Source organism: Clostridium sp. AF02-29 (assembly GCF_934835585.1).
GTDB lineage: Bacteria > Bacillota > Clostridia > Lachnospirales > Lachnospiraceae > Otoolea > Otoolea fessa.
This window is the reverse complement of record NZ_CAKVZK010000016.1, coordinates 17,627-44,307: the sequence shown is the minus strand read 5'-3', so window position 1 is coordinate 44,307 and position 26,681 is coordinate 17,627. Positions and strand designations below refer to the sequence as shown.

Sequence of the window (26,681 nt, the reverse complement as noted above, 5' to 3'; positions counted from 1 at the left end):
GAATTTAAGATACATGGAAAAACAGGTAGGACAAACACCGGATATCAAGATATATGTGGTCTGCCACAAGCCATCCTATGTACCGGAGAATCCATATCTTTATCCGATACAGGTAGGAACCGCCCTGAATGGAACGAAACTTCCGGGCATGCGCCATGACGATGAAGGCGACAATATTTCCCAAAAAAATAAAACATACTGCGAACTGACTGCACAGTATTGGGCGTGGAAAAATGAAGATGCGGACTACTATGGATTCTTCCATTATCGCCGTTACCTGGCTTTCGATCCATCACTGAATAAAGATGACGGATGGGGAAATATCGCTTACGATCGCATCTCCGAAGAAGCAATTCAGGAGATGAAACTTCAGCCGGAAGTCATGCGGGCTCTTATTACCAAGTATGATGTGATTAGCGTCAGAGGCCGCCGCTATCCGCGGGTCAAGACAGAAGGAAAAGCGATGGATGTGTACCATGAGTATGGTATGGTGCCGTTCCAGCACCGGGAAGATCTCGATATAACCCTGCAGATCTTAAAAGAGAAATATCCGGAATACGCACAGACGGCAGATGAATATATGAAATCCGGAAGTGCCCATGAGTGCAACATGTTCATCATGAAAAAAGAGGTCTATCGGAAATATTGTGCCTGGCTTTTTGATATCCTGTTTGAGGCGGAAAAACAGATCGATACGACCTGGTACAGCGTAGAAGAATACCGCGTCATGGGATATCTGGCGGAACGGCTCTGCGGCATTTACTATGAATACTTAAAAAAACAGCCGGGAATCCGGGCGTGCGAACTTCCTAAAACACTGTTTAAAGATACAGCACCAAAAGCCGTATTAAGACCGGTATATCCAGCGGGTGTGCCGATTGTATTGTCGGCAAATGATAAATTTTCACCGTATCTTGACATTATGATTCGTTCCATGATTGCGAATACATCACCGGAACGGGAGTATGACATCATTATTCTGTATAACGACATTTCTGAGAAAAATCAGCATCTGATTTCCATGGCAGCAAGGGACAAACAGAATATATCCATCCGTTTCATCCGGGTATGTGAATACTTTGATGCAGGAAAACTCTTCGTCGATCAGCATTTGTCTGTGGAAACCTATTACCGCCTGATTATCCCGGAGATCATGCCTGATTATTACAAGATCCTCTATCTGGACTGTGATATGGTAGCCGATCACGATGTGGCAGAACTTTACGATCTGGATCTGAAAGGCGCTGTGATCGGTGCGGCGAAAGATATCGATGTGGCAGGACAGTTAAACTTAAATCAGAATAACTGGAAAAAATATGCCATCGAGACACTGGGCTTAGACAGTCCTTATGATTATTTTCAGGCAGGCGTCCTGATTTTGGATCTGGATGGACTGCGAAAAACGATGAGTTCTGAGGATATGATTCAGATAGCACTGACGCATTCGTACCGCTGCCATGATCAGGATATCCTGAATATCGTGTGTAAAAATAAAGTGACCTATCTGCCACAGCAGTGGAATACCCTGATGGACTGGCAGGAGATAGGCCGGAGCCGTATGGATATCCTGAAAATGGCGCCGAGAGAGCTGTATGAAGAATATACAAAAGCTAGAAAAAATCCATATTTGATTCATTTTGCAGGTTATCAGAAACCGTGGGATACCGTGGACTGCGACTTTGCGGAGTATTTCTGGGAGTATGCGAAGCTGTCGCCGTATTATCCGATGATTCTGCGGAAGATCAAGCGGTGCCTGATGGAAGAGCAGGAGGCAGAGTTGTCAAGGATTGTGAAGATGGAGCAGAACGCGGGGATTCGGAAGATAGCGAATAAGATCCTGCCGATTGGGAGTCGGAGGAGAGAGTGGGTTAAGCGTTGCATACAACAAGTTAAGAAAAAATAGAAACAATTATATTGACAATAGATGGAAAGGAAAGAAAAGTGATAAATTATAAAAATTTTCTTTTTGGGGAAGAAGAACAGACAATAGATAACTTGAGAGAACAAAATGAGCAGTTAAAAGAGATTCTTAGTATAAGAGAACAACAGTTATTAAGTTTAGTAAATGCAAATAGCTCGTATTCAGAACGAATGGAACATTATGTCGAACTGGCTAAAAAGGCTGATGCAGATAAAGAGATGATTCAAAATTCAGAGTTTTGGAAGATGACAAAGCCGGTGAGATTATTAACAGATATCTTAAAAAAAGATAAAGTGTCTCGATTTCCGGAAAAAATACAGTTTTCTGCTACAATTCAAACATTTGAGGATATTGTTAAGTATTTTGAAAGGGGCGATCGGAAAATCATAGGGAAAAAACAATTGATTGCTTATGGAAAAAAGGAAACAAAAAAAGTTTTATTAGTTACACATGAAATGATGTTAACGGGAGCACCGATAGCTCTTTTTTATTTTGCTAAAATGTTAAAAGAAGAGGAAATGTGTCCAGTTATTTTGGCACCAAGTGGAGGCATGTTAGAAGATGAGTGTAAGAGATATGGTATACCAGCTTTGATAGACCCTTCGCTTTATAAAGAAAAACGGTATAAACTTTATATTAATTTATTTGATATGGTAATTGCTAATACAATTGCAAGTGCACCAGTGATTAATGGATTGTCTGAGAGTAGGATTCCTGTTTTATGGTGGCTTCATGAAGCAGAAGCATCTTACCAAGATGAAAATTTTTTTAAAGCAATGCCACAGCACATCCCAGATAATGTGACAGTTTATACAGTTGGGGATTATGCTAAGAAGAGATTGCTTTACCATAGACCTTTATATAAATCTAAAGAATTATTATATTACGTTCCCCAAAATAATGTAGAAGGTAAAGATGTAACATTTAAACTTCCTAAAGAAGCTAAAGGAAAAACGGTTTTTGCATTAATAGGTGTCCAAGAGTATAGAAAAGGATTTGATATTTTAATTAATGCAATTCGGAATTTGAATGAGGAAGAAAGAAAAAAGAGTTACTTTGTATTCGTTGGAAAAAAATATTATAAAACAATATATGAAGACATTGATCAAATTTGCAAGGATTTTCCGGAAAATACATTATATATTGAAAAATTAGATCGAAAGGAAATTAACGATTTATATAAAGAAATTGATTGTTATATTTGTGCTTCAAGAGATGATCCAATGCCGATTGTAGTAACAGAAGCAATGCAAAATAATGTAGCAGTTATTGTTTCAGAAAACACAGGAACGGCGACGATTGTAAAAACAGAAAAGTGTGGGTTGACTTATAAAAATAACAATGTTGAAGAACTTACTGAAAAAATTATTTATATGCTCAATAATAGTGTCGACAGAAAAGAATTTGGGAAAAATGGATATAAAGCATATTTGAAATATTTTGCTAAAGAAGCGTTTTATGAAAATGCTAAAAAGGCGATAAAAGATACATATAAAAATGCAGAACAGAATAGACAAAAATCACAGTTCTATGATTGTCAGAAGCAAATATCGATTGTAATACCAACATATAATGCAGGAATTCAATTTGATCAAATGCTGGATAGATTAAGAAATCAAAGGTATATAAAGCCTGTTGAGATTGTAATAATTGATTCGGGAAGTACGGATAACACTTTGAAAATTGCTGAAAAACATAAAGCACATATATATAAAATTAAGCATGAAGACTTTTCACATTCATTTGCCAGAAATATGGGAGCACAAAAGGCAAGGGGCGAAATTATAATATTTATGACCCAGGACGCTTTACCAATGGGGGATTCTTGGATTTCAAAAATTGTAAAGCCACTTGATGAGTGCAAGGTTGCAGCTGTAAGCGTTGCAGAGTTATGTCCTGAAACAACTGAACTTTTCTATAAAGTGGCGACAAAAGAACACGCAGAGTTTTGTAGAACAGCAGAGGGAAATCAGTTTAATTGTCTAAATGATGATGATGATGCACTGGAGCTTAGAAAAAAAGCATCTTTGACAGATATCACTTGCGCAATACATGCAGAGATTTTTAAAAAATATGCTTATAGATTTAATTATGCGGAAGATTTGGATATGGGAATACGTTTATTGCGTGATGGATATCGAATAGCTTTATTAACAGATGTAAAGGTTCTTCATGGACATAACAGAAGTTGCGGATATTACATAAAAAGGGCTTTGGTAGAACAGATTTCTTTTGATAGTATATTACCGCAGTGTGCTACGAAGCCGGATGAAGTGAATAATGTAGCACTCCGCATTGTTTCAGCGGCGGAAGCTGTGGAAAAAACGTTGCAAATTGTAAGGCAGAAATTGGAAGTTGAAGAAAAGACAATAGCTGAATATTTAGATAGTATAATAGCTGAATTTGATAAGTATATGAATAATCAAAGATATTTTGCGGGGAGACCTTTAAAGAGTAAAGATGAGGTTGTTAACGATTGTGTACAAAGATGTCAAAAATATTGTATGGTTAATTATAAAGGAGATTATTCTATACTGGAAGGATTAAAAGAATATATAAGTACTAGTCTAAAAAATTATTTTGAAATTAATGAGTACACAAAAGGAAACAGTGACAAAATAGAAAAAGAACTTATTGAAAGTATCAATGATTGTATCGAAAAGCAAATGTCAGTTTGGTTTGGAGTTGAATTGTCAAGATTAAGATATAATATATGTTTATATAATGAGTTTGGAGATCTTTTAATGGGTGTTTGATGGGAAAATGAAATAAATATAAAAGAATATAAGAATAATAAGTGAAGTGGAGTTATAGAGTAAATAACAAGAATTTTAATGAAAACAGGTGAATTTAATTGTATTATAGTTAGATGTTTTGTTTAATATTGAAATAAGAAGTAAAACAAATTATGAAAATAAATGTAAATTTCAAAATGAATCTATATAAAAAAGAGTAAAGCTATTAATAGCGTTAATGATTACGTTTCTTTTTTCATGCACGATTTTTAACAATATATTTATAAGTGCTCTAAAAAAGGCAAACGTTGTGGTCACTGCCACAGCAGATCATAATATAAAATCCGGTGGTTCAGACATAAGAATCGTTCGCATCCTTTTGGATGGAGAAGAAATATCTTTTGATTCCATCCAAAAAGATGGAGATTGGTTGCATGCGGATGGGGTATGGATGGTGGTAAACCCGGACAAACCCTGTATTCTCACATTTTCTGCGAATGATGTGAAAAGTCTCCAGATCGATTTTCAGAAACATGATGGCTCAGGGATTGTAGAAGTAGCTGTAAATGGGAAAAAATTTCGGAAAATCGATTTATATTCGCCGCGTTGGGATACCTATCATTTTCAACGAGAGATTGGCCTGGTTTCTATATTCAACAATCCGGTGGCATTTGTATGTGTACTGATTGTAGTTATGTTTTCACTGCATGGGTTGATAAAACTGTATGAGGACATGGAGAAAAATGGATCTATTCAAAGAAACATAAAGATTTTGATAGTTGTGTACGCCATATTAGTGCTGATTTCTACTATGTATCATACGGAAAAATTAGGACTTCAATGTGGGGCAGTGGCGATTGTTGCGGGTTCGTCAGGAGCAAGTATAAATGCATGGGGAAGGCGCAAAAAGGATAAAAGAGATTATCGGATTTTTGTGGAAGGCGTCTGGCTGCTGTTAGCAGCCTTGGTTACATATTATCTGGTGGAATTGGTAGATCAGAACCTGGAAAATATAAAGTTTATATATGCGTGCGGAAATGTGGCAGTGTATTTTCTGATTTTGTTATTAGCATATATGCTGATACGAAGAGTTACCTATGCGGTATTTATAGTTATGCTGGTCATGTATCTTTTTGCAGTGGCAAATTCGTTTGTATCTTCATTCAGAGGCACACCGATTGTACCGGGAGATTTCTTTTCAGCAGGAACGGCAAAGAATGTATTTTTGAATTACCATTATAATTTGACAGGGACAATGCTTTTGGCGCTGTGGATGGCAGTGATGTTTTGTTTGTCAACGTTTTATTTTTATGGAAAAGAAAAACTGAATAAAAGTTATGTATTAATATGGTCACTTCCATCGGTAATTCTTCTTGGTTTTTTTATAGAAAGTATATTTTTTGCTCCGGATATGAATTTTTGGAATCAGAAATTAAATATACAACAATACGGAATTGCAGTCAGCTTTATTTCCAATATCCGTCATATGCGAATGGATCCACCGAAGGGATATTCTTCGAGGGATTCGGAGACGATGATTTTGGAGTTTGTGGAAACAGATCATTCTGATTCAGGAGTGCATCCAAATGTGATTGCGATTATGAATGAAAGTTTTTCGGATATCAGTGTGATATTTCCAGAACTGGATAATGAGACTTATATGTCAAATTTTAATTCCTTGCAGGGAAATGTTGTAAAAGGTTACATGCAGGTGTATCCGATAGGCGGAGGAACTGCGAATACAGAGTATGAGTTTTTAACAGGAAATTCAATGGCGTTTCTGCAAGGGACAGTTCCATACCAGCAATATATAACAAGAAATGGTACATATTCGATCGTCCAGATTTTGAAAGAAAGGGATTATCATACTGTTGCGATTCATCCGTATGATAAGACTGGATACAGCCGGTACCGGGTATATCCGAGACTGGGATTTGATGAGTTTTTGGATGTTTCGGATTTTGAAGATGCAGAATTGATTCGCGACCGTTATATATCTGATCGTGATTCTTATGAAAAAGTGATTGAAGAGTTTGAAAAGATAGAAGAAACAGGAAAACAGGCTTTTATTTTTAATGTTACAATGCAGAATCACAGTGGATATGATACAGAATATTTCAACGAAGATGCGATTCGGATTCTGGGACATGAAGGAGAATTTCCGAATGCAGAAGAATATTTAACTTTGATTTGCGAGTCGGATGCGGCAATTCCTGTTTTGATTGATTATTTCAGTCAGGTAGAAGAACCGACCGTGATTGCTTTTTTTGGAGATCACCAGCCGATGTTAGAAGAATCTTTTTATGAAACATTGTCGGGAAAGCCGCTGTCAGAGTGGACGCTTGCGGAAGTGCAGAGCCGTTATATTGTGCCGTTTTTCATTTGGGCGAATTATGAGATTGAGGCGGAGAACAATGTATTTACCAGCGCCAATTATCTTTCTGAGCTGTTATTTGAAAAGGCAGGAATGAAGCTGCTTCCGTACCAGGATTTTTTGAAAGGATTGCGGGAAGAGATTCCGGCGATAGATGGAAACGCCTGGCGTGATAAGGACGGAAACTGGGAAGCCTTGGATAAAGAACAGCCGATCTTGCAGGAATATTGGCAGTTACAGTATCGGAATATGTTTGATAAAAAGATTCATTATTAAATGATGAAACAAAAGACATTTTAGGGAGGAAAATATGGATACAACCCTTATCATTATGGCTGCCGGCATCGGTTCCCGTTTTGGAACAGGTATTAAGCAGCTGGCGAAAATGGCTTCAAATGGAGAGATTATCATGGATTTTTCAATCTATGATGCGAAAGAAGCTGGATTTACAAAAGTTGTTTTTGTAATTCGAAAGGCGATTGAGAAAGAATTTAAAGAGGTGATCGGTGACCGATTATCTCAGGTCATGCCGATTGAATATGTCTATCAGGAATTAGACAATCTGCCGGAAGGTTATGAAGTCCCTACTGGACGTGTAAAGCCATGGGGAACCGGACAAGCGATTTTAGCTTGTAAAGACATTGTCAAAGAACCATTTGTGATTATCAATGCGGATGATTACTATGGTAAAGAGGCATTTGTAAAGTTGCATGATTTCCTGGTTTCTGGAAAGAAAGAGGGGGAAAACATTCATCTTGCAATGGCTGGATTTTCTTTGAAAAATACGTTGAGTGAAAATGGTGCTGTTACCAGAGGGGTATGTGTAGCAGATGAAGCTGGGTGTTTGAAAAAGGTAATTGAGACAACTGGGATTCAGGCAGTCGGTGATAAGATTCAGTGCGATAATGCAGAGGTAGAGAAATGGATTACGCCGGATACAATGGTTTCGATGAATATGTGGGCCGGTTATCCGGATTTTCTGCGATACATTGATGAAGGCTTTTCAAGATTCCTGGATCATCTGGGAGATAATCAAGAAAAGAAGGAATACCTGCTTCCGAATATTGTGGCGGAACTACTGGAAAAGGATGCCGCTTCGGTTAAGGTTTTGGAGACATCGGATCGTTGGATTGGGATTACGTATAAGGAGGATATAGAACCGGCACAGGAGAAGTTTCGGGAAATGATGGAAGAAGGGATATATCCGAAAGTTTTATGGAATTGATTTTATATCTATTTAAGGAAAGGGTGATAAAGTATAGATGGATAAGATTGCGGTTTTAATTCCTTGTTATAATGAGGAAAAGACGATTGAAAAAGTAGTGCGTGACTGGAAAAAGGAACTTCCGGAAGCAGTTATTTATGTTTATGATAATAACTCAAAAGATCGTACAGTTGAACTGGCAGAAAAAACAGGCGCGGTTGTACGTCATGAGTATGCACAGGGAAAAGGAAATGTAATTCGGCGGATGTTTCGCGAAATAGATGCAGAGTGTTATATTATGGTAGATGGAGATGATACATATCCTGCGGAGTATGGGAAACAGATGGCAGAGCTTGTACTTCAGAAAAAGACGGATATGGTGGTAGGTGATCGATTGTCTTCTACTTATTTTGAGGAAAATAAAAGGCCGTTTCATAATTTTGGAAACAGTTTGGTAAGAGGTTCGATTAACCATTTGTTTCATACCAATATTCGGGATATCATGACCGGATACCGGGCGTTTAGTTTCTTGTTCGCAAAAAGCTTTCCAGTTTTGTCAAAAGGGTTTGAGATTGAAACAGAGATGACAATTCATGCGGTTGAAAAGAATATGCGAATTGAAAATGTGATTATTGAGTACCGTGACAGACCATCTGGAAGCGAATCGAAGCTCAATACATATTCAGATGGATTGAAAGTGTTAAAAACAATAGGACGTTTATATAAAAATTATCGACCAATTGGATTTTTTGGAGGAGTTTCTTTGATGCTGATTTTAATATCGGCAGTAATGTTTATCCCAGTTTTGTTTGATTTTTTGCACACGGGAATGGTGCCACATTTTCCGACCTTGATTGTTTCTGGTTTTATTGCATTAGCAGCGATTATTTCTTTCTTTTCAGGTCTTATATTGGCAACGATTGTTGAAAAAGACAGACAGGCATATGAATTTCGACTTCAATTAATAGAAAAATTAAAATTGAAAGATAGAATTTAAAAAGGAGAAAAATATGAAAACTGTTATAAAAGCTATTTTCAGCGTGCTATTTTCATATATTTTTTTGCTATATATGAAAATACCTATAAATGGTATGATTATAATTGGAGTTGGAATTGCTTTTTATAAAATCTGGATGACAAAAAAAGATTTTGATAGAATAGACGATAAATTGAGTTATATTGCATTTTCATTATTGCTTTCAATAAGTATTGTATTGTCTAAGCATATTCATCCAGATGAATGTAATCCATTTGCAACAATCGACGAAGTTTTTATCGACAAATTTTCAATTGTGGATTTGATTGGATGCTTGATTTGTCTTTTTGTAATTGTAAATATATTAAATTGGTTGATTAAAAAAATACAAAAGTTAAAATTCAATAAGGGAGAATTAGCTAATGCTAAAAAAGAATTAAAAAAGAAAAACCAGTTCATGATATTTGGTTTGATATTTTTGTCTTGGATGCCATATTTTCTAATATATTATCCTGGATTGATATATGGAGATTCGATGGGGTCTATATATCAGACGGTTTATCATTTGAATTTATCGAATCATCACCCGGTTTTTTATACTATTTTTATTGCGATATGCTTGAAGATAGGATATATATTTTCTGATATAAATGCAGGTTGTGCAATCTACACACTGATACAAATGCTTTATATTAGTGGACTATTAACGTATATAGTTTCATGGATGTATAATAAAGGAATTTCCAAAATATTATGTTGTTTTACAGTTATATTTTTTGCTGGAACAGCAACTTTCCCACAACATGCTATAAGTATGTGGAAAGACCCTATTTTTTCGATTACACTTGTGTACTATAGCTTAAAATTATACGATTATATTATTAGTGACGGAAAAATAGAAGAAAAAGAAAGGCTTTATTGGGTTAAACTCACTATATCGATGTTAATCATATCGTTAACTAGAAATAATGGGATTTATATTTTAATGTTATCTTTTTTGTCATTAGTAATTTTAACTATTAAAAATATAAAATTATCGAAAAAAATATATTTTACGCATATTTTGTCAATTGTATTTATAATACTTTTAACGGGTCCTGGATATGATATTCTGGGGATACAGAAAGATAAAGTGGAGAGTTATGGAATACCACTTCAGCAAGTAGCGAGAGTAATTGCTTATGATGGGAACATTAATAATGTAGAAGAAGAATTTGTTAATGATATAATTCCTGTTGAAAAACTAAAAACAGTGTATACTCCACAATTGGTGGATTCAATTAAATGGAATGAAGATTTTAATGATAACTTTTTTGAAAATCATAAAAAGGAGTTTTTGAAAGTTTGGTTTTCTCTATTTAAAAAAAATCCAAGAATATATTTAGAATCTTGGTGTTTGAGTACATATGGATACTGGAGTCTAAATACCTGGTCTTTGAACTATTTTCAAGCTAATATTAGTCAAGGTAATTTAGAATACATTAAAGATAATGATAACTGTGGTGTTTATAATACGAATCTTTTAGAAAATCCTAAAATTGATTTAAAAAAGGCGTTTTCGCTTTTTACACCTACGCCTTCAATTGCCATATGCATATGGATTGCACTGTTTATGCTTTTTTATATGTGGGTTAATAAAAGACGGAAGTATATAATTTTGCTAATTCCTGTTTTAGGAAATTGGTTAACATTATTGATTGCAACGCCTATAGCGTATTGGCCTAGATATGCATTATCAATACTTTATATGTTTCCGGTAATTTTAAGTATACCAATGCTTTGTTTATATGGAAAAGAAAAGCAAGATAACTCAGACAATTTCTCTTTTGTAAATAGTGAAAAATGAGATTATTTGTAGAGTGGTATCGACATTATAGAGAAGCATTTTCCTATAGATTGCGGTATTGGTATTATTTATAAAGAGGATATAGAGTTGCCTCAGGAGAAGCTTTTGGAGGTGATAGAAGAAGAGGTATATCCGAATCATTTATGAAAATAGAATAGTAAATTAACATAAGTCAAGGCGGCTGCAATCCTGCAGCCGCTATTTTTAGTTGGGTGGAAATGATGGCAAAAACAATGAAATATGTAATAGGCTGTATCCTTTTATGTATTGTGCTCATGTGCATAGGAACAATGATACCTCCTCGATGGGTAAAACCGCAGTTGAGAAAATCGATCGATAATTTTTCGAAACAGGTATCATATCCGAATGTGATAAAGGAGTATGAATCGTCGAAGCTGGATGATTATACGGATGCTCTTTTACTCGCGATGGCCGGATATGATGGGAATGAATCGTTTCTTTATAAAGCAGCGGCAAATATATTTTACGTACCGGGAATTATCGGTCAGCGTGCTGGCTGTCTTTGCCTGGATGGGCGTGAGAGGCAGGAGATATTTGGAGGATGCTTCATATGAATACAAAGATGCAACATGATATAAAAGGGGAAAATAAAATGCCTAGAAAGGCACTTCTTGTAACCCATGTCAGCGGTTTTGTGCCCCAGTTTGAGATGAACAACGTCCGTATTTTACAGCGGCTTGGATATGAGGTTCATTATGCTTCGAATTTCCATACACCGTCGTATGGAACGGATAATCACCGGCTGGATGGCACGGGGATCATCTGCCATCAGATTGATTTTGTGCGGAGTCCGTTTGACAAGCGGAATTTTCAGGTGTATCGTCAGATGGTTGAGCTGATGCGCAGGGAAGATTTTTCGCTGGTGCACTGCCACACGCCGATGGGAGGGGTGATGGCGCGTCTGGCGGCACATGTGACGGGGACAGGCCCGGTGATTTATACGGCCCATGGATTCCATTTTTTTAAAGGGGCGTCATGGAAGAACTGGCTGTTTTATTATCCGATGGAAAAGTTTTTATCGAGGTATACGGATCAGCAGATCTGTATTAACCGGGAGGATTATGAACTGGCGAAGCGGAAATTCCATGCGAAGTATGTAGATTATGTGCCGGGAGTGGGGATAGATCGTTCTCAATTTCGCCTTCTTGGGGATAAAGAAAGGCAGAGGAAGAGAGAAAGCCTGGGGGTGCGGCCTGATCAGGTGGTGCTTCTGACATCCGGGGAGATGATACCCAGGAAGAATCAGGAGGTTCTGTTCCGGATGCTTACCAGAATGAAGGATGAGCCGGATCGTAGTGCATATGAAAAGCTGCATCTGCTTTTGTGCGGACATGGAGAATTGAACGAGCATCTTCATGGGTTGGCGGACAGGCTTGGAATTGCAGATCATATATCGTTTTTAGGATACAGGGAAGATATGCTGGAGATCTTTGGAGCTTCGGATATCTTCCTTTTTCCATCCTTTCAGGAAGGGCTGCCGCGGGCGATGCTGGAGGCGATGGCAAGTGGGCTTCCGGTGATCTGTTCGGAGATTCGGGGCAATACGGATCTGATGGGAGATAGCTGGACCCTGTCGGCGGATCGGAAAAGAAAGCTTTGCCCGGGCGGGATCATGCTTAGCCAGCTTCAGGATGCGGATGTCTGGGCGGAAGCTCTTGAGGATATGCTGTCCAGGAAGAATTGCTGGAAAGAGATGGGTGAAGCCTGCATCCAGCGAAGCCAGGAATTTAGTCTGGATACAGTGGAAAAGAAGATGAGGGAGATCTATGGACGTTTTGCAGAAATGGAATAGAAGTATACCGGATGGAAATGGGACGGCAGCGGCGGTCTTATTTTTTTTGCTTTTTATATTTTTGAAACAATTTTATTTATTCCCTTCTGGGGGGATGGAGGCGGCGGATGTATGTCTGTTCGCCTCTTTTTTTATGCTGTTATGTGACTGTATGAGAAGAAGACCGGAACGTCTTTTTCAGCTGAAGACAGAAGGACTGTTTTATGTGTTTCTGGCATTTGTTTTGGTGATTAATACATATTATGGGATTCGTCTTGGTCGTGGTGAATTTTCTAAGTATACTTGCTTTTGGATCTTCAATGCCTGTGCTATCTGGAGTTTCTGCTATCTGGCGGAATATGGCGGAAAAGCTTTTTTGACCGGGATTAATCGTGTGGTTAAGGTGAATATCGGAGTGCAGCTGCTGATATATCTGACGGGGCGCGGACGTATCTTCCGGGAATACTGGGGTGCGGTTCGCTATCAGGGAACCTTTAATGATCCGAATCAGCTGGCGTTTTTCCTGTTTATGATGATATTGCTTTTGTATCTGTACCGGTGCCGGTTTGGGGATCGGAGCTTTCCTGTGTTTTATGTGCTGGCACTGCCGGTGATTGCGGCATCGAAGTCTACGGGAATTTTGCTGGGAGTTTTGATTTTTACGGTTCTGGCTGTTTTGCATGCCCTGTACCGGGTGGGATGCAGAAAAGGTGTGTCTATGAAAGTGTGGACTCTGGGAATCGTCATCGGAGTGGTTCTGTTTGGCCTGTTTTTGTGGTGGATATGGCCTGCAGCGGATTTTGATGTGAAGACGGTGGATTATAACATGTTGACGCGGATTCAGGAGAAGATATGGAAGGTGGCTCATGGCGGTCTGCTGGGACTTTTTCTGGATCGCGGAATGGAGAAGCTTGTGCTGTATCCGCAGTATCTCCTGTATGGAGCCGGGGAAGGCGGATTTGACCGGTTTACACTGGCTAGTCAGGTGAATGAGATTCATTGCTGCTTGTTCAGCGTGATGTTTTGTTATGGTCTGATTCCGACTCTATGCCTGCTAGTCTGGCTTGGGCGGAAACTGCGGTACGCAGATGCGGCCATGGCTTGTGCAGTGATGGGGCTTCTGGCGGAGAGCTTTTTCCTTGTGAATTACCGACAGCCGATGTTTTGGATGATACTGTTGTATGGGAGTGTGGTGCGTATGGATGGGGATGGAGAACGAACATCCATTCCTGTTGCAGAATAAACTGTGAAAATTAGTAGAAGGATGACTGCGGGGTCATCCCTCTATATTACGTTTACATATTTTGGTAGTAATGTAAGTGCAACCTTGAAAGTTTTCTGGTAAAGAACCGAACGGAGACGATAGAAGTGAGTATATTTGATATATAAAGGCGATGGCAGGAATAACAACAGATACAAGAGGACCCCGAATAACAAAGGATCCTTTTTTAAAACCAAATGATTGGTTCATTTTAAGTTTGCCTCATAGAGTGCAATGGAGTATTAATAAGGTATTGTGTCCAAATTGAGAGTTTGTTTTGGGGAATACTTGAAGCTGACGGGATATTCTTGTTTAAATTGTCGTTGTATGTTATAAATAAATCACAAGAATAACAACACGTGACAAGGAGAAAAACCAACATGTACGATTATTTAATAGTAGGCGCCGGTCTCTACGGTGCCGTATTCGCCCATGAGGCGAAGAAAGCGGGCAAGAAGGTTCTGGTGATTGACCGCCGCCCGAATATTGCAGGAAATGTGTATACAGAGCCGATGGAGGGCATCCAGGTTCACAAGTATGGCGCGCATATTTTCCATACGAATAATAAGGAGGTCTGGAATTATGTAAACCAGTTCGCGGAGTTTAACCGTTTTACAAACTCCCCGGTGGCGAATTACCACGGCGAGCTGTATTCCCTGCCGTTCAATATGTATACGTTCAACAAGATGTGGGGTGTCGTGACTCCGCAGGAGGCAGCGGCGAAGATCGAGGAACAGCGCAAGGCAGCAGGCATCACCGAGCCGAAGAACCTGGAAGAGCAGGCGATCAGCCTGGTTGGCACGGATATTTATGAGAAGCTGATCAAGGGCTATACACAGAAGCAGTGGGGAAGAGAGTGCAAGGATCTTCCATCCTTCATCATCAAGCGTCTTCCGGTTCGTCTGACCTTTGACAACAATTATTTCAACGCCCTGTATCAGGGAATCCCGGTTGGCGGCTATACGAAGATGGTTGCCAATATGCTGGACAGCATCGAGGTTCGCCTGGAAGAGGATTATTTTGAGAATAAGGCCGAGTGGGATGCGATGGCAAAGAAAGTAGTTTACACCGGCGCGATCGATGCGTATTTTGAGTATTCGTTGGGCGTTCTGGAGTATCGTTCTGTGCGCTTTGATACCGAAGTGCTGGATATCCCGAATTTCCAGGGCAATGCGGCAGTGAACTATACGGATGCGGAGACTCCGTGGACGCGTATTATCGAGCATAAATGGTTTGAGTTTGGCAAGGATGCCGATGGCAAGGATCTGCCGAAGACGGTCATCAGCCGTGAGTACAGTTCGGAGTGGAAGTTAGGCGATGAGCCGTACTATCCGGTCAATGATGCGAAGAATGGCGCGCTGTATGAGAAGTACAAAGAGCTGGCGGAGAAAGAAGATAAAGTGATCTTTGGTGGCCGTCTGGGCGAGTACAAGTATTATGATATGGATGCGGTGATTGCTTCGGCGTTGGAGCTGGTGAAGAAGGAGCTGTAGGAGAATTTTTGATTTTTATCCGGATCGGCGGATGGTTTCGGAATTATGGATTAGATGAGAAGCTACCTGCTGATTCAGATAAAATGGTGAAATAAAAATTGCAAATTTTTAAATTGCTAAAAAATTGCAATTTCGCTTGAATCTTACGGATTATAATGTTATATTATATATAAAGGATGCCACCGATAGACGGTGTGGTTCCCTAGTGATTAAGACAAGAAAATAGCCGCAATCGTGTCAGGATGGGCGGCTATTTTTTTGCGCTTTTTTCTACATCTTTGCCAAGTGAATATCCGGCTTTGAAGCAAGTTGCGCCGAAACTCAAAATCGCTAGTACAATTCCAATGATTTCCATATGGCATCCCTCCTCTCAGGTAGATTCCCTTGCAGGTATCTATGTAATCAGAGGGTACGCAGCCCTCTGAAAGAGGACCAAGCCGCCTACCGTGTTATGGTGGCATCCATAGATTGATTGTATCACATTTCTTTTAAATTCGAAAGTTTTTTTGCACTGTTTAAATAAAAAAATGCACATATTATTTTTGCGTGGGCATCAATTTCTCCAAATCCTCCATCATTCTCCCCAAATCCCGTTCCACCACCTCATACACCAGCACATCCGGCTTATTTTCGTTCAAAAATTCCGGCTCAAATACCTGCCAATGGTAAAAATCGGTATACGCAAAGTATTTTGGCAGTCCTGCCAGCAGGGCGGTTCCGAAGGAGTCACGGTAAATCGCGATGCGGCGCGGGTCGGGCGCCTGGACTGCTGAGATGTGGGCGATGTTGCCATCGTCGGTGGCACTGTCGTAGTGGATGGTTACATTGTTTCGGTAACCGGATACATCTGCTTTGGTATCGTCGCACATGGATTCTGGCATGTGGAACAGGTTTGCCAGATCGCCCGGATCGCGCGGCTCATAGGTGACAGTGACGTCCTCGATCGGCGTGGAGGTGCCGCCAGCGGCATCGATGATCTGCCCGGAGACGAGAAATCCGGCAGCATCGTTCCAGTGGGTGTCGGTTTTGAAATACCACTGATACTCCCGGCGGTTTTTGAGCTCCGGGTATGGATTGACAACTGGGACATTTGTGTGCATTTCCAGATAATTGAGCAGTTCACTGCGGCGGGTAGATCCGTCCGGTGCGGTGAAGCCATCCGGGAGGAATTCGCTGTATACGCCTTCTTTATTGGGAGCACACAGGAAGATAAATTCGGTGCCTTTTTCTTTCCAGGCGTCGTGGACGGTCTGGAGTTTGTGTGCCAGCATCTGGAGTTCCCCGGCGGAAAAACGGTTGGTGCCGAGAAAGTCCTCGACAGAGCTTCCGAGCGTGTAAAAGTACCAGCCATCTTTTCCGGTGATGACGTCCTGCGAGTCTCCGAACTGGAATAAGGAGAGGTTTAAGCGGGCGTTCAGGCTTAAGAAGCGGTTGCGGAACGCCGCGTGGTCGTTGAGCCAGTCCTCAACACCGGATGGAAAGGTATCGATGGTTTCCAGCGACAGAGTTGGAAATGCCGCCAGACTGCGGTTTTCACCGGTGCCCTCATCGGCTGTGGTTTTCAGGATAGGAAACAGCAGGTTGGGGGAGAGGATGCAGGCGAAGAAGACTGCGATCATGATATGAGTGCGTTTCATAGGATAAAGTCCTCAATTCATAAATTTTTATTCATTTCTTGAATTTTCCGTAGTGTTTATGGTTTCATTGATAGCATTTTCGGAAGGTTCGCCGTTTACCTCTTTTTGAATAGTAGCTTCTTCCGGTATATTTGTTTTTTTCAGTTCATCGTCCTTTTTCGGCTTTTCAGCCGCTTCGGCAGCATCGGTTTCTTCTATTATTTCTGCGTCCTCCACCGCCTTCTCCGTCGTTTTCTCCACCAAATCAAACGCCACCTGTGCCTTAAACAGATCCCCATCGATATACAAACTAAACTGCCCTTTCTGCAGTTCCGTCAGATCTTTGGCGATCGATAGTCCCAGTCCGCTTCCCTCGGTGGTGCGGGCGACATCGCCGCGCACGAAACGTTCGGTCAGCTCGTCAGCACGGATGTTGAGCGGATTGGCAGATATATTTTTGATGGTGAAGACTGCCTGGCCAGCAGTACCGGTTTCTGGATTTCCGGGAACGCGGGCGAGGTCTACGTAGACGCGGCTGCCCTCCATCGCATATTTGCAGACGTTGTTGTACAGGTTTTCAAGCACGCGCCACAGGCGGCGTCCATCGGCGCGGATCATCAGCGGTTCCCGCGGGGCATTGATGATGAGCTGCAGATGTCTGACATCCAGTTTTTCTTCAAATTCGCCGTTGGTCTGAAATGCCATCTGGACGAGGTCAATGTCGGTAAATTCAAGCTTCACATTGCCGGAGCTTGCCTTGGATGCCTCGACGAGGTCTTCAATCAGTGTTTTGAGACGCTGTGATTTCTGGTCAAGCACATCGAGATAGGCATTGATCCGCGCATCTTCAATATGTTCCCGTTTCATTAGGTTTACATAATTTATAATCGAGGTCAGCGGTGTTTTGATGTCGTGTGAGACGTTGGTAATCAGGTTGGTTTTGAGACGTTCGCTCTTCATTTTCTCCTGAAGCGCGGTTTCAAGACCGGAACTGATGTTGTTGAGTCCCTCTGCCAGCGTGAGCTCCGGTCCGTCAAAATCATCGAGGTTAAGCTGGTAGCTGGTTTCTCCGGTGGATAGCTGCTGGACGGCGTCGCGGATGGATTCCTGTTCGATTGCCTGCCGGAACAGTATGTAAAAGATCCACAGGTTAAACAGCAGAAATACCAGCACAGTCAGACCTGTCAGCAGGTAAACAACGTATAAACTTGCATACACGCGGTCCCAGAAATACCAGGCAAGGCTGATAAGCGCTGTGTTGATTGCAAGATAGAGAACAAATCCGATGCCGAGACGGCTGCGGAAGTTCTGGCGTGTTTTGAGGAACGCCATTTTTTTCTGGAACCGGCAGATCAGGCTGGAGGTCCACAGGGTACCGGCGCGGTAGCGGCGCAGGAGGCTGAAAAAGAGCAGCAGTCCGCCCAGATACAGGACCAGCGCCTGCAGGCTGTGATCGGAGAAGTACCAATACTGCGATGGAATGACCAGATGCAGGATGCGGACGAGAATCAGGTCGCTCACAATCAGGGCGATCGCGGTCATGGCGGCAAAAAAAACGATGCCGGTTTCGGTGCCGCTCTTGTCGAAGCCGTGCAGTGTCACGTCGAAGCTGCGATAACTCTGGTAGCCGGACACCCGGAACAGAAACAGGAAGCTCAAAAGCAGTCCGATCGTTGCAAAGATCGTCAGTGCAAATCCGGTCAGATACAGGTGCTGCCGGTGCAGGTATGCGGTATGCGCCCGTGCGTAAAGGTCAGTGACTGGATAATTTGTATCGATTCCGACCAGCAGATAATAGTCGCTGCCGGTGTACGGGTTATTGGATGCCAGTGCGGAAATGCTGCTGAGCGGGATCGCTTTCATGTTGGTATCGTAGAAAACGGAATTGCCCGGCAGATACGCGTAGCGCCCGTATTCCTTGACATTTTCCGGCGTCAGGGAATCGGTGTTTGTAAACTGGGTTGTTTCGTTCTGATCCGAATCCGGCTCCGTGTACTGAATTTTAAAATGCAGGTTGGACGGATTGGCGACGAAACGGTTATACACTGTGTAATAACGATGCAGTGTGTCCATGATCTCGACCGCCGCGTCCTCCAATGTGCTGCGCTTTTGGCTGGCAGAACGGTAGCTGTAGATCCGCTGCGGCTCCTGAACCGACCATTCGACGTAGCCTTCGCGGCTCTTGATGCCGTCTTCCGGTTCGGAAACCTTCTGGCAGTTAAAGTCGTCGTCGAGCTGGTACCCCATGGATTCCAGATAGGAAATCAGGGAGGACAGGGAGAAATTTTCGGTCTCGCTTGGTCCAAAGGTCATTTTGAGCATCCGGCGCGAGAGGTCAATCGAGCTGTCGGCGCCGAAGACGTCCTGATAGTCCATATATAGGAAGATATCGTTCAGATCGCTATTAAATTGTGTGTTAAATTCCGCGGTGTCCTCATAAGGAACCGAGCCAATGCCGGTCAGCCCCAGACCGAAATTTCCGTGAATATACATGAGGCAGATACCAGTCAGCCCCAGAATCAGGAAAAACAGATGCGTGAGGCTGGCGATCCATTTCTGGATCTGCATCGGAATATGTGAGAGTTTTGTCATAAATTTTGCAACTCCTAACTTCTGTTAGATGGATGATTCACATTTTTACTGTTTCTCAATTTTATATCCAACACCCCAGACAACCTTCAGATAGCGCGGCTCTCTCGGGTTAATTTCGATCTTTTCGCGGATATGGCGGATATGAACCGCAACTGTATTGTCCGCGCCGATCGCCTCCTCATTCCAGATCGCCTCGTAGATCTGGTCGATGGAGAAGACTTTTCCGGCGTTTTTAACGAGCAGAAGCAGGATATTGTACTCGATCGGTGTCAGCTTGATGAGTTCGCCGTCCACGGTTACTTCCTTATTTTCATCGTTGATCTGCAGGCCGCCGCATTTGAATACGTGGTTGCCCATCTGATTGTTCATATTTCCCAGCTGCGTGTAGCGGCGGAGCTGCGATTTCACGCGGGCGACCAGTTCCAGCGGGTTGAATGGCTTCGTGATATAATCATCCGCCCCTATATTTAAGCCCAGAATCTTGTCCGCATCCTCAGACTTCGCGGAAAGGATAATGATCGGGATACTGCTGGTTTCACGCACCTTCAGCGTCGTCCGGATCCCGTCTAACCCCGGCATCATAACGTCCAGAATCATCAAATTCACGGTGTGCGTTTTTAAAAGCTCCAGCGCCTCTGCGCCGTCATACGCCTTGATAACCTCAAATCCCTCACCGGTTAAGTATATGTCAATCGCTTCTACGATCTGTTTATCATCGTCACATACAAGAATACTCTGCATAGCAACTCCTCCTTTTAATAGGGTAATATATAGATAATATAGTATACAAATTTCTGTATAGATACAATAAAGATACCTATATCTTATAATTATACAACGAAAAAGAAAACCATGGAATCTTATTTTTGCGTATTTCAGGAGAAGATTGGGGGCGGCTCTTCTCTGTCCGGGTTGCGTCTTCTCACCAGAATCCTGCTGTTCATTTACAAGTTACCCTTGACAAACCCCACATTCTCCGCTACACTCTAAATTAATTTGAATATCAAACCATTTGAAATTAAAACTATCTTTTATAGAAGAAGCGGAGTTAAACGAGAAAATGACAGCTAGAATCATTGGAATTGGCGCGTATGCGCCGGAGCAGGTTGTGACGAATCAGGATTTGACGAAATTTCTTGATACAAATGATGCCTGGATCCGGGAACGGACGGGTATTGGAGCCAGACATGTCTCGACGAGCGAGGGAACCTCGGCGTTGGCGACAGAGGCGGCGAAGCGCGCGATCGCGGACGCGGGCATTTCTCCGGAGGAGATTGAGATCGTGATCGTGGCGACTTCTTCCCCGGATCGGGCGTTCCCGAGTGCGGCGGCGGATGTACAGGGAGCTATCGGGGCGAAACATGCGGTGGCGTTTGACATCACGGCGGCATGTTCCGGATTTATTTACGCCTTACATATTGTGCAGGGATTTATTCAGGCGGGCATCTATAAGACGGCGCTGATCATCGGTGCGGAGACACTGAGCAAGGTGTTAGACTGGACGGACCGCAGTTCCTGCATCCTGTTTGGCGATGGAGCGGGCGCGGCGGTTGTCCGGGCGGACGAGACGGGTGTGGTGAAGACGCTGGTCGGCAGCGACGGAACGAAGAACGACGTTCTGTACTGCCAGGCGAGAAGTCTTGAAAACTGCCTGACGGGCGGCAAGCCGGAGCTTGGTTTTATGCAGATGGACGGTCAGGAAGTCTTTAAGTTTGCGGTGAAGAAGGTACCGGAGATTGTGAATGCGATTCTGGAGGAGACCGGAACGGACCGCGAGGCGGTACAGCATTATCTGCTGCATCAGGCGAATATCCGGATTCTGGAAGCGGCGTCGCGCCGTCTGAAGGTTCCGATGGACAAGATTCCGGTCAATATCGAGCGCTACGGCAATACGTCGGCGGCTTCGATTCCGATTCTTCTGGATGAAATGCACCGGGACGGACGCTTAAAACGCGGCGATACGCTGGTGATGGCAGGTTTTGGCGCGGGTCTTACCTGGGGTGCGGCATTGATGACCTGGTAGGTGTCTGGAGAGGCAAAAAAATATATAGCAAAACTAATGTACATTATCCCATTTTTTGATAAAATATAAGAACAGTGATTGCATTTTTGCGGTCACAAAAAGAAAATTCATTTAAAAAGGAGATTGAAACGATGTTAGAGAAAATGAAAGAAATTATTGCAGAGCAGCTGAGCGTAGACGCAGATTCCATTACCGAGGCTTCCTCTTTCAAGGATGATCTGGGTGCTGATTCTCTGGATCTGTTTGAGCTGGTTATGGCTCTGGAGGACGAGTACTCCGTAGAGATCCCGGCTGAGGATCTGCAGAACCTGGCAACTGTAGGCGATGTTATGAACTACTTAAAAGAAAAAGGTGTAGAGGCATAATGAAAACAAAGATCACAGAAATGTTGGGGATTGAATACCCGATTATTCAGGGCGGCATGGCATGGGTGGCAGAACATCATCTGGCAGCAGCCGTTTCTGAAGCTGGCGGTCTGGGCTTAATTGGCGGCGCCAATGCACCAGGTGAGGTTGTCCGCGAGGAGATCCGCAAGGCGAGAGAGCTGACAAAGAAGCCGTTTGGTGTCAATGTCATGCTGATGAGCCCGTATGCGGATGACGTGGCAAAGGTAGTTGTGGAAGAAGGCATCAAGGTCGTAACGACCGGCGCCGGTATTCCAGGCAAATACATGGGCATGTGGAAGGAAGCCGGCATTAAGGTAATTCCGGTTGTCGCTTCGGTTGCACAGGCACGTCTGATGGAGAAAAGCGGCGCAGATGCAGTCGTTGCAGAAGGCATGGAGTCCGGCGGACACATCGGCGAGGCGACGACGATGACACTTGTTCCGCAGGTAGTTGATGCGGTTTCGATTCCGGTGATTGCAGCCGGAGGTATCGCAGATGGACGCGGCATTGCGGCGGCATTTATGCTGGGCGCAGAGGCAGTCCAGATGGGAACCCGCTTCGTCGTATCGAAGGAATCTATCGTAAGCCAGGCTTACAAGGACAGAGTCATCAAGGCGAAAGACATTGATTCGACCGTAACCGGTATGAGTCACGGACATCCGATCCGCTGTCTTAGAAATAAGATGACGAGAGAGTATCTGAAGCTGGAAAAAGAGGGACGCCCGTTCGAGGAACTGGAGTATTTAACACTTGGAACGCTTCGGAAGGCAGTCATGGAAGGTGACGTGGACAACGGAACCGTGATGGCTGGACAGATTGCAGGTATGGTGAAGAAAGAGCAGACCTGTAAGGAAATGATTGAAGAAATGATGGCCCAGGCGGAGGCGCTTTTGGGCAGAAAGTAGAGAGTGAGTGTAACGCTATGAGCAAAATTGCATTTATTTTTCCGGGTCAGGGCGCACAGACCACTGGCATGGGACAGGATTTTTATCAGGAAACGGAAACGGGACGCGAGATGTTTGAGAAAGCAAGCGAGATCCTTGGGTTTTCAATGACCGATCTTTGCTTTGATCCGGCGCAGACGGACCGTCTGAATATCACGGAGTATACGCAGCCGGCGATGGTAACCGCCAGCCTTGCGATGATGCGTGTATTTATGGAACGTACCGGAATCCGCCCGGATGTGGCTGCGGGCCTGAGCCTGGGAGAGTATCCTGCAATGGCGGCTGCAGGCGTTATGTCTGACGAAGATGCCATCCGTACCGTGCGGCAGAGAGGTATCCTGATGCAGGGCGAAGTCCCGGTTGGTCAGGGCGCCATGTCTGCCGTACTGGCGATGGATGCAGAGAAGATAGAAGAGGTGATCGCGCCGATCGAGGGCGTGCAGATTGCCAACTATAACTGCCCGGGACAGATTGTTATCTCTGGTAAGACAGAGGCGGTTGCCGAGGCAGGAGAGAAATTGAAGGAAGCGGGCGCAAAACGCGTTCTTCCGTTAAAGGTAAGCGGACCGTTCCATTCCAAGATGTTAGTGGGAGCTGGCGAGAAGCTTGGAAAGGTACTCGATACCGTTGAGATTCATACGCCGGAGATTCCGTATATCGCGAATGTGACGGCAGATTATGTGACCGATGCAGCCGATGTAAAGCCGCTTCTGATGAAGCAGGTTTCTTCCTCCGTCCGCTGGGAGCAGACGATCCGGAAGATGTTAGCAGACGGTGTGGACACATTTATTGAGATCGGACCGGGCAAGACCCTGACTGGTTTCATGCGTAAAATCGACAAAAACGCGAAGGCGTTCAATATAGAGAAACTGGAAGATATCGACAAAGTAAAGGAGGCGCTTGGATGTTAAATGGAAAAGTAGCAGTTGTGACAGGTGCCAGCCGCGGCATTGGCCGTCAGATCGCTATTTCGATGGCGAAAGAGGGCGCTGTGGTGATCGTCAATTATAATGGTTCTGCGGCAAAGGCAGAGGAAGTCGTAAAGGAAATTACCGAGGCAGGCGGACAGGCGGAAGCCGTTCAGTGTAATGTTTCGGATTACAGCGCGGCGGAGGCGTTCTTAAAGGACATTATCAGCCGCTATAAGAGAATTGATATTTTAGTCAACAACGCGGGCATCACCCGTGACAATCTTCTGATGAAGATGAGTGAGGAAGAGTTTGACGCCGTTATCGATACGAACTTAAAGGGCGCATTTAACTGCATTAAGCACGTATCCCGCCAGATGTTAAAGCAGAAGAGCGGACGCATCATCAATATTTCCTCTGTTTCCGGCGTGATGGGAAATGCGGGACAGGCAAATTACTGTGCGTCCAAGGCGGGCGTGATCGGACTGACCAAATCCGTGGCAAGGGAGATTGGAAGCCGTGGTATCACGGTCAACGCGATTGCACCGGGATTTATTGATACGGAAATGACCGCCGTTCTTCCGGACGATGTGAAGAAGGCGATGGGCGAGCAGATTCCGTTAAAACGTTTCGGTACGACCGAGGATGTAGCGCAGGCAGCCGTATTTCTGGCTTCTGACCGCGCAGCCTACATCACAGGACAGGTTCTGTGCGTGGACGGCGGAATGGCGATGTAGGGAAAAGGTGCTTTACAGATAGGCACTTTTGGAACCGAAAGTGGCGTACGATAACGTAGTGGCAGCAGATTTTGCCGATTTGGAATGCGAAGCATCGGCAAAATCGTGTCGCAGTTTGCACAACGTGTGAATTGTGACGATAGAAAGGCAGGTTTTTAGATGGAAAATAAGACACGTGTAGTAGTAACCGGTCTGGGAGCGATCACTCCGGTTGGAAATGACGTAGCAAGCTTCTGGCAGGGATTAAAGGATAAAAAAGTCGGTATCGCGCCGATCACATATTTTGATACAACCGATTATAAGGCAAAGCTGGCAGGCGAGGTGAAGGATTTTGATCCGAAGAAATACATGGATCCGAAGGCAGCGAGACGTATGGAGCCGTTTTCCCAGTATGCGGTAGCGGCAGCCGGTGAGGCGATCGCACAGGCGGGTCTGGATATGGAAAAAGAGGATCCGTTCCGCGTGGGAACCAGCATCGGTTCCGGTATCGGAAGCTTACAGGCGATGGAACGTGAGCACAAAAAAATGCTGGAAAAAGGACCGAACCGTGTGAACCCGCTGCTCGTTCCGATGATGATCAGCAACATGGCAGTCGGCAATGTGGCAATGCATTATGGTTTAAAGGGTAAATCCATCAACGTGGTAACTGCCTGTGCGACCGGTACGAACTCTATCGGTGAGGCGTTCCGCTCGATCCAGTACGGCGAGGCAGACGTGATGGTAGCCGGTGGTACCGAGTCTGCGATCACACCGCTCGGTATGGCAGGTTTCGCGGCTCTGACGGCTCTTTCTACCAATGATGACCCGGAGACGGCATCCCGTCCGTTTGATAAGGACCGCGATGGTTTCGTCATGGGCGAGGGCGCTGGTATCGTAGTTCTGGAGTCCTTAGAGCACGCGCAGAAGCGCGGCGCAAAGATTCTGGCAGAGGTAGTCGGCTACGGCGGAAGCAACGATGCATTCCACATCACTTCCCCGGCAGAGGATGGAAGCGGCGCAGCGTATGCGATGGAGATGGCGCTCAAGGATGCAGGTATCGCACCGGAGAAGATTGATTACATCAATGCACATGGAACCAGTACACACCATAACGATCTCTTCGAGACGATGGCAGTGAAAAAAGCGCTGGGAGACCACGCTTACAAGGTAAAAATTAACTCCACTAAGTCGATGATTGGACATCTTTTAGGTGCAGCGGGCGGTGTTGAGTTTATCGCCTGCGTGAAATCCATTGAGGATGGATTTGTACACGCAACCGCAGGTTTAAAAGAGGCAGGCGAGGGCTGCGATCTGGATTACACGATGGGCGAGGGTGTTCCGATGGATATCCACTATGCCCTGACCAACTCCCTGGGATTTGGTGGTGTCAATGCCAGCCTGGTAATCAAGAAATTTGAGGACTAAATTGGGAAAGCGAAAGAGGTAACTGAAATTATGATGGGAATTAAAGAGATCCAGGAGATCATCCCGCACCGTCATCCGTTTCTTTTGATCGACTGTATCGAGGAAGTGACACCGGGCGAGGGCGCGGTTGGATATAAAAATGTAACATACAACGAGCCGTGGTTTGCAGGTCATTTTCCGCAGGAGCCGGTCATGCCGGGCGTCCTGATCGTGGAGGCGCTGGCGCAGGTCGGCGCGGTTGCGATTTTAAGTGAAGAAGGAAATAAGGGTAGGACGGCATATTTCGGGGCAATCAACAACGCAAAATTCAAGAAAAAGGTAGTTCCGGGCGACAAGTTAAAGCTGGAGTGCCATATCATCAAGAGAAAAGGACCGGTCGGCATCGGAAGTGCGACGGCAACCGTCGATGGCAAGCTGGCTGTTTCCGCAGAGCTGACGTTTATGATTGGCTAATAAGTGAGGTTGAATA

The 26,681-nt window shown here is 43.8% G+C and carries 20 protein-coding genes; 17 read left to right on the top strand and 3 right to left on the bottom strand.

Going from position 1 to position 26,681, the window contains the following annotated elements:
• Positions 1 to 13: 13 nt before the first annotated feature.
• The 10 genes from PUQ60_RS05815 to glf all read left to right on the top strand — a co-directional run bounded on the left by PUQ60_RS05815 (position 14) and on the right by glf (position 15,602).
• Positions 14 to 1,903: a DUF4422 domain-containing protein gene (locus PUQ60_RS05815; protein ID WP_273379138.1), complete on the top strand. Its 1,890-nt coding sequence runs from the start codon at positions 14 to 16 to the stop codon at positions 1,901 to 1,903.
• Positions 1,904 to 1,941: 38 nt separating this feature from the next.
• Complete coding sequence (locus PUQ60_RS05810) at positions 1,942 to 4,677, top strand: glycosyltransferase (protein WP_273379140.1); 2,736 nt, start codon at positions 1,942 to 1,944, stop codon at positions 4,675 to 4,677.
• Positions 4,678 to 4,894: 217 nt separating this feature from the next.
• Complete coding sequence (locus PUQ60_RS05805; RefSeq protein WP_273482869.1) at positions 4,895 to 7,306, top strand: sulfatase-like hydrolase/transferase; 2,412 nt, start codon at positions 4,895 to 4,897, stop codon at positions 7,304 to 7,306.
• Positions 7,307 to 7,340: 34 nt separating this feature from the next.
• Positions 7,341 to 8,255 carry a sugar phosphate nucleotidyltransferase gene (locus PUQ60_RS05800; RefSeq protein WP_273417102.1) on the top strand — a complete coding sequence of 305 codons (915 nt, stop codon included), beginning with the start codon at positions 7,341 to 7,343 and terminating at the stop codon, positions 8,253 to 8,255.
• A 37-nt stretch (positions 8,256 to 8,292) separates the two neighbouring features.
• Entirely contained in the window at positions 8,293 to 9,231 is a 939-nt protein-coding gene (locus PUQ60_RS05795; RefSeq protein ID WP_273379146.1) for a glycosyltransferase family 2 protein, read from the top strand.
• 13 nt (positions 9,232 to 9,244) lie between these two features.
• Entirely contained in the window at positions 9,245 to 11,056 is a 1,812-nt protein-coding gene (locus PUQ60_RS05790; protein ID WP_273379147.1) for a DUF6020 family protein, read from the top strand.
• Positions 11,057 to 11,277: 221 nt separating this feature from the next.
• Positions 11,278 to 11,631 carry a hypothetical protein gene (locus PUQ60_RS05785; protein ID WP_273400908.1) on the top strand — a complete coding sequence of 118 codons (354 nt, stop codon included), beginning with the start codon at positions 11,278 to 11,280 and terminating at the stop codon, positions 11,629 to 11,631.
• A gap of 38 nt (positions 11,632 to 11,669) precedes the next feature.
• Positions 11,670 to 12,869 carry a glycosyltransferase family 4 protein gene (locus PUQ60_RS05780; RefSeq protein ID WP_273379149.1) on the top strand — a complete coding sequence of 400 codons (1,200 nt, stop codon included), beginning with the start codon at positions 11,670 to 11,672 and terminating at the stop codon, positions 12,867 to 12,869.
• Between the two features lie 394 nt (positions 12,870 to 13,263).
• The gene (locus PUQ60_RS05775; protein ID WP_273379150.1) at positions 13,264 to 14,091 is read left to right on the top strand and encodes a hypothetical protein; all 828 of its coding nucleotides are present in this window, start codon (positions 13,264 to 13,266) and stop codon (positions 14,089 to 14,091) included.
• Positions 14,092 to 14,489: 398 nt separating this feature from the next.
• Positions 14,490 to 15,602, top strand: coding sequence for a UDP-galactopyranose mutase (glf, locus tag PUQ60_RS05770; RefSeq protein ID WP_273379151.1), 1,113 nt, complete (start codon positions 14,490 to 14,492; stop codon positions 15,600 to 15,602).
• A gap of 536 nt (positions 15,603 to 16,138) precedes the next feature.
• Here the strand turns inward: glf and PUQ60_RS05765 are convergent.
• Genes PUQ60_RS05765 through PUQ60_RS05755 form a run of 3 tightly spaced genes read right to left on the bottom strand, consistent with a single transcriptional unit; the run spans position 16,139 to position 20,551 of the window.
• On the bottom strand, positions 16,139 to 17,239 hold the full coding sequence (locus tag PUQ60_RS05765) for an alginate O-acetyltransferase (RefSeq protein WP_273379152.1): 1,101 nt from the start codon (positions 17,237 to 17,239) through the stop codon (positions 16,139 to 16,141).
• Between the two features lie 27 nt (positions 17,240 to 17,266).
• Positions 17,267 to 19,810 (bottom strand): HAMP domain-containing sensor histidine kinase, encoded by a 2,544-nt coding sequence (locus tag PUQ60_RS05760; RefSeq protein ID WP_273379154.1) that lies wholly within the window; start codon positions 19,808 to 19,810, stop codon positions 17,267 to 17,269.
• A gap of 45 nt (positions 19,811 to 19,855) precedes the next feature.
• Positions 19,856 to 20,551 (bottom strand): response regulator transcription factor, encoded by a 696-nt coding sequence (locus tag PUQ60_RS05755; protein WP_022360531.1) that lies wholly within the window; start codon positions 20,549 to 20,551, stop codon positions 19,856 to 19,858.
• A gap of 319 nt (positions 20,552 to 20,870) precedes the next feature.
• Between PUQ60_RS05755 and PUQ60_RS05750 the strand changes: the two genes are divergently transcribed.
• From PUQ60_RS05750 to fabZ, 7 genes are all read left to right on the top strand, one after another.
• Positions 20,871 to 21,833 (top strand): beta-ketoacyl-ACP synthase III, encoded by a 963-nt coding sequence (locus PUQ60_RS05750; RefSeq protein WP_107000854.1) that lies wholly within the window; start codon positions 20,871 to 20,873, stop codon positions 21,831 to 21,833.
• A 131-nt stretch (positions 21,834 to 21,964) separates the two neighbouring features.
• A complete protein-coding gene (gene acpP / locus PUQ60_RS05745) occupies positions 21,965 to 22,198 on the top strand; it encodes an acyl carrier protein (protein ID WP_022360533.1) in 234 nt (77 codons plus the stop codon).
• Positions 22,198 to 23,124, top strand: coding sequence for an enoyl-[acyl-carrier-protein] reductase FabK (gene fabK / locus PUQ60_RS05740; protein WP_022360534.1), 927 nt, complete (start codon positions 22,198 to 22,200; stop codon positions 23,122 to 23,124). The genes acpP and fabK overlap by 1 nt, the downstream gene beginning before the upstream one ends.
• A 17-nt stretch (positions 23,125 to 23,141) precedes the next feature.
• On the top strand, positions 23,142 to 24,074 hold the full coding sequence (gene fabD, locus PUQ60_RS05735) for an ACP S-malonyltransferase (protein ID WP_022360535.1): 933 nt from the start codon (positions 23,142 to 23,144) through the stop codon (positions 24,072 to 24,074).
• Positions 24,068 to 24,808, top strand: a complete 741-nt coding sequence (gene fabG, locus PUQ60_RS05730) for a 3-oxoacyl-[acyl-carrier-protein] reductase (RefSeq protein WP_270497291.1) — start codon at positions 24,068 to 24,070, stop codon at positions 24,806 to 24,808. Before fabD ends, fabG begins: the two co-directional genes overlap by 7 nt.
• Before the next feature lie 159 nt (positions 24,809 to 24,967).
• Positions 24,968 to 26,212, top strand: coding sequence for a beta-ketoacyl-ACP synthase II (gene fabF, locus PUQ60_RS05725; protein ID WP_270497292.1), 1,245 nt, complete (start codon positions 24,968 to 24,970; stop codon positions 26,210 to 26,212).
• Between the two features lie 30 nt (positions 26,213 to 26,242).
• Entirely contained in the window at positions 26,243 to 26,665 is a 423-nt protein-coding gene (fabZ, locus tag PUQ60_RS05720) for a 3-hydroxyacyl-ACP dehydratase FabZ (RefSeq protein ID WP_022359380.1), read from the top strand.
• Positions 26,666 to 26,681: the final 16 nt, after the last annotated feature.